Origin of the sequence: Streptomyces sp. NPDC059785 (assembly GCF_042732375.1) — a bacterium.
Taxonomy (GTDB): Bacteria; Actinomycetota; Actinomycetes; order Streptomycetales; family Streptomycetaceae; genus Streptomyces.
This window is the reverse complement of the sequence record NZ_JBHWHV010000088.1, coordinates 22,917-32,313: the sequence shown is the minus strand read 5'-3', so window position 1 is coordinate 32,313 and position 9,397 is coordinate 22,917. Positions and strand designations below refer to the sequence as shown.

Here is a 9,397-nt window from a genome sequence, read left to right as displayed (position 1 = left end):
CACCCCGGGTGCGGCCGGTCGGCCGTGCGCGCACCCTCGCTCCAGGAGGACCGGCCGAGCGGTCCGCTCGCACCGGGAGGACAGTTGCCGGAGACCGGACGGGACGAGACCGAGGAGGAGAAGGCCGACCGCAAGTGGGGCGAGCTGGTCCAGGAGATCCGGGTCGCGCAGACCGGGGTGCAGATCCTGTTCGGTTTCCTGCTCACGGTCGTGTTCACCCCGCGGTACGCGCAGTTGGCGCCGACCGACAGGACCATCTACATCTTGACCGTCGTCCTCGGCGCGGCCGCCACCGGTGCCCTGATCGGCCCGGTGTCCCTGCACCGGATCGTCTCCGGACGGCGGGTGAAGCCCCAGGCCGTGCGCTGGGCCTCGGTGCTGACCTTCGTCGGTCTCGTGCTGCTCCTGGCGACCATGGCCGCCGCGCTGCTGCTGATCCTCCGGGTGGCGACGCACGACCGGCACGTGCCCTGGCTGGTCGCGGGGGTCGTCGCCTGGTACCTGTTCTGCTGGTTCGTCCTGCCGCTGTGGACCCGGCACCACTCGACCGCGCTCGGCCGGAACCCGCGGGCGCGCTGACCACGCGCATCAGGTCCGCGGGCGCGCTGACCCCGCGCGCCAGGTCCCTGGTCTCGCTGACGCCCCGCGCCAGGTCCGCGGGCGTTCAACGCCCGTGACGGGGCACTGGACCGGTGCGTCCCCTTCCCCGGGACGCCGCGGGTCCGTCCGGGCCCGGCGACCGCACCGCGAGAGGACGCGCACGGTGAACGAATCGCTCTGGAACTACCGGCCCACCAGCGGCCACACGCCCGACGCCGACCTGACCGGCTACGCGGTCGAGGCGGAGGACGGGTACATCGGCAAGGTCGACAAGCACTCCAACGACGTCGTGGCCCAGTACATCGTGGTCGACACCGGGGTGTGGATCTTCGGCCGGCAGGTGATGCTGCCCGCGGGCACGATCAAGGACATCGACCACGAGGGCCGCAAGATCATGGTGTCCCGCAGCAAGGACGAGATCAGGGCCTCGCCCGAGTTCGACAAGGACAGGCACCTGGGCGACCCGGCCTACCGGGACCAGCTCGGCGGCCACTACGGGTCCGGGCACTGACCGGCCGCCGCTCCACCGCGCTGAGTGCCTGTGCACAGGCGCTCAGGCGGTGAGGGCGTGCCGCGGGGCCTCCGTCGCCGACGGGGTGCTCCGCGCGGCCGCCCGCACCGGATACATCGTCTTCGCGGGGTCGACCACCGGCTCCCCCAGCACGATGCGTCCCGCGGCGTGCAGCGCGTCGCACTCGTCGGTGGGCAGGGCCACGTAGCAGCCGCCGCGCCGGGCCTTGGAGGAGACCGGCTGCCAATAGCCGTACCGACGGCGGCCGCCTGCGTGCACGGTCAGGCATATCTGGACACGCTGCCGGGTCATCAGACGCAGGACCTCGGCACCGCCCGGGCTGAGCGGCGTGCTGGTGCGGGGCAGGGCTCGGAGCATCGTCACTCGCCTCCCGTCCTGGCCCGCGGCCCGGCACAGCGGTGGGAAGAGGGCGTCATGTGCAGGCAGCCTTTCGACGGACGTGGGTCGAGCACGCCCACCGCGCGAGCGGTGACGTTCTCGCTGCCCGGCATTGTTGCGGACGGCACTGACAACGCGGGCAGGGCGGGGTTCCGGCGCCCCGCCTGTCAGGCGAATGCTCGTTCCCACGCGATCCACACCTGCTGTTCCACACCTGGGACAGAAAACCGCCGCCGCCCCGGGTTCCGCCGGAACCGCCCGCCGGCTACCAGGGCAGGAAGGCGTGCACGTCCTTGCCGTCCGGCCGCACCACCACGCTGACCTGATCGGCGAGCGTGTGCACGAGATGCCAGCCGATCCCGCCCCCGCCGTGCTGCGGATGGAAGGGGCGCGGCGCGGGCCGAGTGGTGCTGGTGTCACGCAGGGTCACGTGCACGCCGTCGAAGGTACGGCGCAGCTGAAGCTCGAACGGCCCCGGCGCGTACTGCACGGAATTGGCCGCCAGCTCCGTCACCACCAGCAGGATGTCGTCCCAGTGCTCCGGCGCGGAGGGCGGCGTCGCCCGCGCGAGCAGCCGGAGATAGCCCTCCGCCGTCAGGCGCGCATCCGTGACGTTGCGCAACTGGCCCGCGAAGGAGCTGGTGAGTGCCTCGGACTCCTCGTGTGACAGGTTCTTGTCCCAACTCGGGTTGCTTGCCATCTCGCCTTCCCGGATCTGCCACCGGGATGCCTCCCTGCTCTCCCGGTTTGCGTGCGTCCGGACACGGGCCCGGGGACGGACTTCCCCGGCCGGCCCGCGCCGGTGTGCGGGGGTCAGGCCGGGAGCCGCCGGGACCGCCGGGCGGCCGTGCGCCGCCTGAGCGCGCGCCGCTCGGTCTCACTTGTACCACCCCAGACCCCGACGCTCTGGCCGGTGTCCAGGGCCCACCGCAGACACTCCGCACGGACCGGGCACACCTCGCAGACCGCCTTCGCCTCCCGCACCTGGAGCACCGCGGGTCCGGTGTCGCCGACGGGGAAGAACAGGTCGGGGTCGACGGTGCGGCATGCTGCCACGTCGCGCCAGTCGTCCATGGAGGGCCTCCTGTGATCGCATTGATGCGCTTCGGTGTGCTTCGTTCCCGCAACGGGTCACCCGTGATTGCACAGGCGAAACAGGGGGCGTACGGATGCGCGCTTGTTTGAGCGCTGGGTGACCGCGGAAATGCGGTACGGAAGCACGGCACGAAGTGATCGGATGTGCAGGTGCGGCGCGGCCGGGCCCGGAAAGTGGAAAAATCGGGCTTGGTGGCAGCGCGGTTGCGCAGCGGCGAATAGGCAGGTGGAACATGTCGCAGGAGAGCGGCGACGTCTGGGAGCAGTTCGCCATCGGCCTGGCCGATATGGCGCGTGACCTGCTGGCCCAGGAATCGGTGCAGTCCACGCTCGACCGCATCGTGGAACACGCGACGGTACTGATCAACGCATGCGACGCGGCCGGCATCCTCACCGTCCGCCGGGGCGAGGTGCACGCGCTCGCCGCCACGCACGACGTGGTGCGCACGGCCGACCGCATCCAGCAGGACCTCAGGGAGGGCCCCTGTTTCGACGCGGTCGCCGACCGCCAGCAGATCTACACCATCGAGGACCTGCGGGAGCCGAACGAGCGCTGGGCCCATTTCGCCCCCGAGCTGAGGAAGCTGGGCATGGGCAGCATGATGGGGTTTCTGCTGTTCACGGAGGACGACGCGCTCGGCGCGCTCAACCTGTACTCGCACCGTCCCCTCGCCTTCGACGAGATGGCGCAGCGGGCCGGCTGGGTCCTCGCCTCCCACGCGGCCGTGGCGTTCTCCGCCGCCCGTACGCACCAGCAGCTCCAGCACGCCCTGGAGACGCGGCACGAGATCGGTGAGGCGATGGGCATTCTGATGGAGCGTCACAACGTCAACGAGGACATGGCCTTCAAGATCCTCAAGAAGGCGTCCCAGGAACACAACATCAAGCTCCGCGACATCGCCCGCCGGATCTGCGAGACCGGCGAACGGCCCTCCTGAGCCACGTGGTACTCGCTCAACGCCCCTGCGTGCGACGCCCTTTGACAAGCCGTCGGAATACAGCGGCGGTCCAGGGGAACCCGGTTGGTCGGGAAAGGAAATAGCGTCTCGGTACGGGGCGCTGTCGTATACCGAACCGACAGCAGGAGAATGTAATGACGAGTTATGGCAATTCGCCGGCCGCGTCCTCCGGATCGCGCACCAACGGCCTGGCGATCGCGAGCCTCATCTGCGGAATCGTCGGCGTTGTCATCTTCAATGTCATTCTCGGCCCCATCGCCATTGTGCTCGGTGCGGTCGCGCTGCGGCAGTCCTCGGTGAAGAACGGCGCCGGTATGGCGAAGGCCGGAATAGTGCTCGGGGTCGTGGACGTGCTCCTTTTCGTCATTCTTCTGGCGGTGGCCGCGTCGAACGGCGGCTTCAGCTGGTACGTGGGCGGCTGACGAAGCGGCGGCCCGGCCGCGGAGGGGTCCACCGGAACGATTCCGGTGGACCCCTCCCGCACCTCCTCCCGCGTCCTGCCCCGGGCCCCTCCTGTGCCCGCTTGGTGAAGGTGGCCCGCCGCCTGACATGGGCGCGGAAGTCGGGGGAAGGAGCGGGGCAGCCTGCACGCCGCGGGACCCCAGCGGGTCGCGGCATCCGGGCAGGCCGCCGATCAGCGGCGACGTGTCGGCCGAAGCCGGAAAGATGGGAAATGCTGGTGACCCACCAGGGACTCCGGGAGCGCGTGATGACCCGTGAGGGATGACGGGGACCTCGATCGCGGGACAGGACCCCGCCCGGAAGCGACGGCACACCGGGTCGCGGACGCCGTGGAAGCGCTCGTGGCGCTGTGGGCCTCGGCGGGCGAGACGGTCAGTCCGCGGCTGTCCGCCCACCAGCTCAGGGCCCTGGCGGTCGTCAGGCACCGGGCCGAGCTCAATCTGACCACGCTGGCCCAGCTCCTGGAGATCGCGCTGCCCGCGGCCAGCCGGCTGTGCGACCGGCTCGAGGCGGCGGGACTGCTGGAGCGGGTCCCGCACCCCAGCAACCGGCGCGAGGTCCAGCTCATGCTCACCGCGCAGGGCACCCGGGTCCTGCGCGACATAGGGGAGCGCAGATCGCTCAGCCTGGCGTCCGTGCTCGCGGCCATGACACCGGCGCAGCGGACCTCACTGGAGAGCGGCCTGCTGGCGTTCCACCTGGCCCGCGACGCGACGAACCAGGTGCGGGAACGGCGCGAGCGCCCCGGCCGGTGAACGGCGCCCGCGCCCGGCGGACCGGCCGCGGTCGGCCGGACGGGCGCTAGCTGCTGATGTGGCAGAGCAGCAGACAGACGTCGTCGTCCCGCTCGGAGTCCAGCAGCATCGGGTCCAGGATCCGGTCGGCGGTGCCCTCCAGGTCCCGGTCCAGATCGGGCAGCCGCTGTTCGCGCAGCGCTCCCGCCAGGCGCTCGATCCCCGGATCGATGCCGTGCGCCCGGCGCTCCACGAGACCGTCCGTGTACAGCGCCAGCGTCGACCCGGGCGGCAGGTCCGTGGTGTGGTCGCGGATCTCCTGGTGCAGCGGGATGCCCAGCATCGCGCCCGGCTTGGTGTCCAGTATCCGCACCCCGCCGTCGGGCGTGCGCAGCACCGGCGGCGGATGCCCGGCGGCGGCCCAGGTCACCGTCGGCTCGTCCGGCCGGAACCGGGCGATGACCGCGGTGGCGTACAGGTCGGGCTGGAGGTGGTGGAGGAAGACGTGCAGCCGTGTCAGGAGCTGGCCGGGGGTGCCGCCGTCGACGGCGTACGCGCGCAGGGCGGTGCGGAGCTGGCTCATCATGACGGCGGCGTGCAGACCGTGGCCGGTGACGTCTCCGATGACGGCGACCAGACTGCCGTCGGGCTGCCGGAAGGCGTCGTACCAGTCCCCGCCGATGTTCAGCCCGTGCGTGGCCGGCAGATAGCGGGCCGCCAGGTGCAGCCCGGGTGTGGTGGGCAGGTCGGTGAGCAGGGCCCGCTGGAGTGTCTCGGCGATGTCGCGGTTGTGCTCGTAGCGCTGCGCGTTGTCCAGGGCGATGCCGGTGCGGCGGGCGAGTTCGACGAGCATGACGGCGTCGTCGGCGTTCCACCCCTCGGTCGGCGGCGTCAGGGTCAGCACGCCGAGCGGTGCGCGGCGGGTCGGCAGCGGGAGGCAGAGCATGGGCTCGTCCGGGTGGAGCGCGGTGGGCGGCGCGTCGTCGACCCCGGGCAGCCGCCCCGGGTGGTCGGCGGCGTACCGCGGGCGTCCGGTGCGGGCCGCGACGACGGCCGCCGCCGGGTGGTTCTGCCGGACGCCCGCGCCGTCGCCGTCGTTGAAGAGCCAGACGTCGACGGTCCTGGCGTACGCGGGGACCAGCAGCTCGGGCAGCCGGCGCAGGATCTCCTCGTGGTTGAGCGACGAGGTGAGGGAGGCGCTGGCGTCGGCCAGGAAGGTCAGCCTGCGCCGGGCGCTCTCCGCCTCGGTCCGTGCCTCGCGCTCGGCGGTGAACAGTTCCTGCTGGGCGCGGCCCGCCGCGTCGAGCTCGGCGTGCAGGGCCAGCACCCCCTGGTTGGTCTGGTGCAGCTCCTCCCGGTGGAAGGCGACCAGCTCCTCCTGCTCGGTCAGCTTCTTCAGGATGCGGGAGGTGTCGTCGTCGGCGCTGAGCAGGGCGTCGGCGAGCGCCGTACGGTCGGACGGTACGTCGGGGACGTCCGCGTCGCCGCCGGGCCCGGGGACGTCGACGCCGCACTGCCAGGGCGGACGCGAGCCGGCCAGGGACCGGTCCAGGGAACGCAGCGTGACGGTGAGGCGCCGACCGCCGCCGGCCGCGGGCGGCCCGGTCCGCAGGCTCAGCTCCCAGCGGCCGCCCTTGGTGAGGCACTGCCGCAGCTGGGCGCTGAGCGCGGTGACCAGGCGGGTGCGCTCCAGGACGGCGACGCCGTGCGCGGCGGCGAGCCGGGCGGTGGCGATGCGGGCACGGGCGGCATCGGCGACTGTGGTGATCTGCCAGGTGTGGGTCATGGTCGGGAGTCCGCCGGGGCGGGGGTCAGTACCGCCACCGTGGTGTCGTCGCGCACCGGCCGGGCGGGACTGCTGGAGTCACGCACGATCACCGCTGCCGTGACGGCAGGGTCGAGGGTGGTCAGGGGGACGGCGGGCGGGGGAGTCCAGCGGCTGGGCAGACCGTCGCTGTGCATGATGAGCAGACTGTCGCCGGTCCACGGCACCCGGCACCGCGGCAGCCGTGCCGGGCGGTGCGCGCCGACGATCCCGGGGTGGGACAGCAGGGCCCGCCAGGTGTCGCCGGTGCGCAGCCGGGCGCCGATGTTGCCGATGCCGGCGAAGTCGAGCTGTCCGGCGGCGAGGTCGAGCTGCGCCACGGCCACGGCGGCCCCGCGCGTCGGGCGCAGCGCCGTGTGCAGCTGCCCGAGCAGTTCCGCCGGCGGCAGCCGGGCCGAGCGGCGCAGCTCCTCCAGGGCGGCGCCGGAGGCTTCGGCCGCGGGTTCGCCGTGGCCGAGCCCGTCGGCCAGCAGCAGGGTGACGAGGTCACCGTCCCGTACGCAGGCCCAGGCGTCGCCCGAGTACTCGGCGGCGGCGAGCGGGATGTTGATGCCGCCCGCCCGTACGGGTACGCCGTCGTCCTCGCCCTTGCCGCGGCGGGAGCGGGTGGGCGGCACCGCGTGGACGCGGGCCAGGGCGACCGTGCCCCGGCCCGGCGCGGTCTGCACGTCGAAGTCGTCGGCGACCCGGCGGCAGGTGCCGAGCCCGGCGCCCAGCGAGGACGCCGTGGAGTAGCCGTCGCGCAGCGCGGCCGGCAGATCGCTCATGCCGGGGCCGTGGTCGATGGCCACGATCTGCACGGTCCGGCCCCGCTCGCCGTCCGGCCGGGCCGGCCCGCCGTCGACCGTGTCGATCAGTATCCGTCCGCCCCCGGCGTGCTTGAGCAGGTTGGTGGCCAGCTCCGTGGCGACGAGCGCGGCGACCGCCGTACGGTCCCGGCCGAGCCCGGCGTGCGAGGCGGCGGACTCGGCGGCCACCCGGACGTCGCGGACCCGGGTGGAGTCGTGCACCGGCACGTCCCAGACGCGGGTCACCCGGCCTCCCCGCGCGGGTGCGGAGGAGCGGCGGCCCAGCAGATCACGGTGACCGCGGTGCCGTCGCCCGGCGTGCTGTCGATCGAGAACTCGTGCACGAGCCGCCGGGCGCCGCCCAGGCCGAGGCCGAGGCCGCCGCCCGAGGTGTACCCGTCGCTGAGCGCCCGGTCGATGTCCGTGATGCCGGGACCCTCGTCGCTGAAGGTCAGCCGCAGCCCCCGGGCGCGGCCCTGGTCCAGCGCGGCGGACTCCATCTGGCCGCCCCCGCCGTGCACCAGTGTGTTGCGGGCGAGCTCGCTCGCCGCCGTGACCAGCTTCGTCTGCTCCACCAGGCCGAAACCGAGCTCGGCCGCCACCTGGCGCACATGCTGGCGCACCCACGCCAGGTCCATGTCCGAACGGATCGGCAGGCAGGCGGTGACGCAGCCGGAGGTTTCCGTCACGGGCTCTCCTGGCGTGCGGGGCTGTGGGGCAGGTGGGGCGGTGCCGGGGACAGCAGCCGCATGGCCTCCTCGGTGTCGAGCGCGGTGCGCAGCCCGGGCAGCGAGAGGCCCAGCTCGACCAGGGTGATGGCGACGGCGGGCCGCATACCGGCCACGATCGTCTCGGCGGCCAGCAGCCGTGCGTTGGCCGCGATCTCCGCGAACACCCGGCCGAGGAAGGAGTCGACGATCTCGACGCCGGAGATGTCGATGACGACACCGGTGACGGAACTGGCCGCGACGGCCTCACCGATGTCCTGGAGCAGTCGCTCCGCGGCGGCGTCGTGCAGATCGCCCTGGAGCGTGACCAGGAGGACGCCGCCGAGCTTGAGCACGGGCACCGCGGGGCCCGGGGCGTGGTCGTACGGGCCGTTCACCGCGGGCTCGCACCGGCGCGGGACGGGTCGACGACGGTGATGCCCTGCTGGTGCAGGGCATGGCCCAGCGCGTCGGCGAGGGTCGCCCGGGTGGCCACCTCGCCCAGGTCGATGCCGAGATGCACGATGGTCTGCGCGATGGCGGGACGGATCCCGGAGACGATGCACTCGGCGCCCATCAGCCGGGCCGCCGCCACGGTCTTCAGCAGGTGCTGGGCCACCAGGGAGTCCACCGTCGGCACTCCGGTGATGTCCAGGATCGCGAACCGGGCCCGCTCGGTGACGACGGCGTCGAGCAGGCTCTCCATGACCACCTGGCTGCGGGCGCTGTCGAGCGTGCCGATGAGGGGCACCGCGACGATGCCCTTCCACAGTTTGATCACGGGCGTCGCCACCTCGAGGAGCTGGAGCCGCTGCCGGTCGATGAGTTCCTGCCCGTCGTTGAGCGCCGTCTCCAGGACGACGAGGCGGAGCGTGCCGAGCAGCGCGGTGAGCGCGACGGCACACGCCTCGGCGTGCTCGTCGTGCGCGCCGGACAGCTCGGCGGACAGCAGCTCCGTCGCCGCGGGCCGCAGCGCCGCCACTTCATGGGCGATCTGGACGGAGGTGGCGCCGGCCCGCGTGCGCGAGGCCGACATGCGTCCGAGCTGCTCGCGCACGGCGGAGAAACCGGTCGCGCCCAGGTCCTCGACCTGTCCGGTCACCGCGACCGCGGCGAGCGCCTCCACCACCGCCCGGCCGGCCTCGACCGCCTCGTCCCGGGAGACCGTGAACACCGTACGGAACAGCGTCTCGTCGGCCCAGCGCTGGGCGATCTGCTCACGACGGCTGCGCAGGAAGTTCCCGACCTCCTGCGCCGGGGACCCCTGCTGACCTGCTGCCTCGTGCTCCGCCACGTACTCGTCTCCTTAATGCCCTG

At 72.9% G+C, this 9,397-nt stretch carries 13 protein-coding genes; 5 read left to right on the top strand and 8 right to left on the bottom strand.

The genetic code is table 11. From position 1 onward, the window contains the following. Positions 1-84: 84 nt before the first annotated feature. Both ACFV6E_RS39665 and ACFV6E_RS39660 read left to right on the top strand, forming a co-directional pair. Positions 85-579, top strand: coding sequence for a DUF6328 family protein (locus tag ACFV6E_RS39665; RefSeq protein WP_385176585.1), 495 nt, complete (start codon positions 85-87; stop codon positions 577-579). 184 nt (positions 580-763) lie between these two features. Next, complete coding sequence (locus ACFV6E_RS39660) at positions 764-1,111, top strand: PRC-barrel domain containing protein (protein ID WP_385176577.1); 348 nt, start codon at positions 764-766, stop codon at positions 1,109-1,111. A gap of 42 nt (positions 1,112-1,153) precedes the next feature. Here ACFV6E_RS39660 and ACFV6E_RS39655 read toward each other — a convergent pair whose 3' ends face one another. From ACFV6E_RS39655 to ACFV6E_RS39645, 3 genes are all read right to left on the bottom strand, one after another. Further along, positions 1,154-1,489 (bottom strand): hypothetical protein, encoded by a 336-nt coding sequence (locus ACFV6E_RS39655; RefSeq protein ID WP_385468428.1) that lies wholly within the window; start codon positions 1,487-1,489, stop codon positions 1,154-1,156. A 286-nt stretch (positions 1,490-1,775) separates the two neighbouring features. After that, on the bottom strand, positions 1,776-2,210 hold the full coding sequence (locus tag ACFV6E_RS39650; protein WP_385176574.1) for an ATP-binding protein: 435 nt from the start codon (positions 2,208-2,210) through the stop codon (positions 1,776-1,778). A 113-nt stretch (positions 2,211-2,323) separates the two neighbouring features. Continuing rightward, positions 2,324-2,584 carry a WhiB family transcriptional regulator gene (locus tag ACFV6E_RS39645; protein ID WP_385176571.1) on the bottom strand — a complete coding sequence of 87 codons (261 nt, stop codon included), beginning with the start codon at positions 2,582-2,584 and terminating at the stop codon, positions 2,324-2,326. Positions 2,585-2,838: 254 nt separating this feature from the next. Between ACFV6E_RS39645 and ACFV6E_RS39640 the strand changes: the two genes are divergently transcribed. The 3 genes from ACFV6E_RS39640 (at position 2,839) to ACFV6E_RS39630 (ending at position 4,781) form a co-directional block, all read left to right on the top strand. Beyond that, complete coding sequence (locus tag ACFV6E_RS39640; protein WP_385176568.1) at positions 2,839-3,543, top strand: GAF and ANTAR domain-containing protein; 705 nt, start codon at positions 2,839-2,841, stop codon at positions 3,541-3,543. A gap of 155 nt (positions 3,544-3,698) precedes the next feature. Then, positions 3,699-3,986 carry a DUF4190 domain-containing protein gene (locus ACFV6E_RS39635; protein ID WP_385176566.1) on the top strand — a complete coding sequence of 96 codons (288 nt, stop codon included), beginning with the start codon at positions 3,699-3,701 and terminating at the stop codon, positions 3,984-3,986. Positions 3,987-4,355: 369 nt separating this feature from the next. Beyond that, entirely contained in the window at positions 4,356-4,781 is a 426-nt protein-coding gene (locus ACFV6E_RS39630; RefSeq protein ID WP_385176563.1) for a MarR family winged helix-turn-helix transcriptional regulator, read from the top strand. 46 nt (positions 4,782-4,827) lie between these two features. On the opposite strand, the gene ACFV6E_RS39625 is transcribed toward ACFV6E_RS39630, so the two are convergent. Genes ACFV6E_RS39625 through ACFV6E_RS39605 form a run of 5 tightly spaced genes read right to left on the bottom strand, consistent with a single transcriptional unit; the run spans position 4,828 to position 9,374 of the window. Then, complete coding sequence (locus ACFV6E_RS39625; protein WP_385176560.1) at positions 4,828-6,546, bottom strand: PP2C family protein-serine/threonine phosphatase; 1,719 nt, start codon at positions 6,544-6,546, stop codon at positions 4,828-4,830. After that, positions 6,543-7,619, bottom strand: a complete 1,077-nt coding sequence (locus ACFV6E_RS39620; protein WP_385176557.1) for a SpoIIE family protein phosphatase — start codon at positions 7,617-7,619, stop codon at positions 6,543-6,545. Before ACFV6E_RS39620 ends, ACFV6E_RS39625 begins: the two co-directional genes overlap by 4 nt. Further along, positions 7,616-8,011, bottom strand: a complete 396-nt coding sequence (locus tag ACFV6E_RS39615) for an anti-sigma regulatory factor (protein WP_385176580.1) — start codon at positions 8,009-8,011, stop codon at positions 7,616-7,618. Before ACFV6E_RS39615 ends, ACFV6E_RS39620 begins: the two co-directional genes overlap by 4 nt. Positions 8,012-8,058: 47 nt before the next feature. Then, positions 8,059-8,478, bottom strand: coding sequence for an STAS domain-containing protein (locus tag ACFV6E_RS39610; protein WP_385176554.1), 420 nt, complete (start codon positions 8,476-8,478; stop codon positions 8,059-8,061). After that, positions 8,475-9,374 (bottom strand): STAS domain-containing protein, encoded by a 900-nt coding sequence (locus ACFV6E_RS39605; RefSeq protein WP_385176551.1) that lies wholly within the window; start codon positions 9,372-9,374, stop codon positions 8,475-8,477. Before ACFV6E_RS39605 ends, ACFV6E_RS39610 begins: the two co-directional genes overlap by 4 nt. Positions 9,375-9,397: the final 23 nt, after the last annotated feature.

What these genes read in the sequence shown, in the direction of transcription:
- ACFV6E_RS39615 (WP_385176580.1), bottom strand. Translation starts at nt 8,011, where the DNA reads ATGGACCTGGCGTGGGTGCGCCAGCATGTGCGCCAGGTGGCGGCCGAG.
- ACFV6E_RS39640 (WP_385176568.1), top strand. Translation starts at nt 2,839, where the DNA reads ATGTCGCAGGAGAGCGGCGACGTCTGGGAGCAGTTCGCCATCGGCCTG.
- ACFV6E_RS39645 (WP_385176571.1), bottom strand. Translation starts at nt 2,584, where the DNA reads ATGGACGACTGGCGCGACGTGGCAGCATGCCGCACCGTCGACCCCGAC.
- ACFV6E_RS39655 (WP_385468428.1), bottom strand. Translation starts at nt 1,489, where the DNA reads ATGCTCCGAGCCCTGCCCCGCACCAGCACGCCGCTCAGCCCGGGCGGT.
- ACFV6E_RS39650 (WP_385176574.1), bottom strand. Translation starts at nt 2,210, where the DNA reads ATGGCAAGCAACCCGAGTTGGGACAAGAACCTGTCACACGAGGAGTCC.
- ACFV6E_RS39625 (WP_385176560.1), bottom strand. Translation starts at nt 6,546, where the DNA reads ATGACCCACACCTGGCAGATCACCACAGTCGCCGATGCCGCCCGTGCC.
- ACFV6E_RS39635 (WP_385176566.1), top strand. Translation starts at nt 3,699, where the DNA reads ATGACGAGTTATGGCAATTCGCCGGCCGCGTCCTCCGGATCGCGCACC.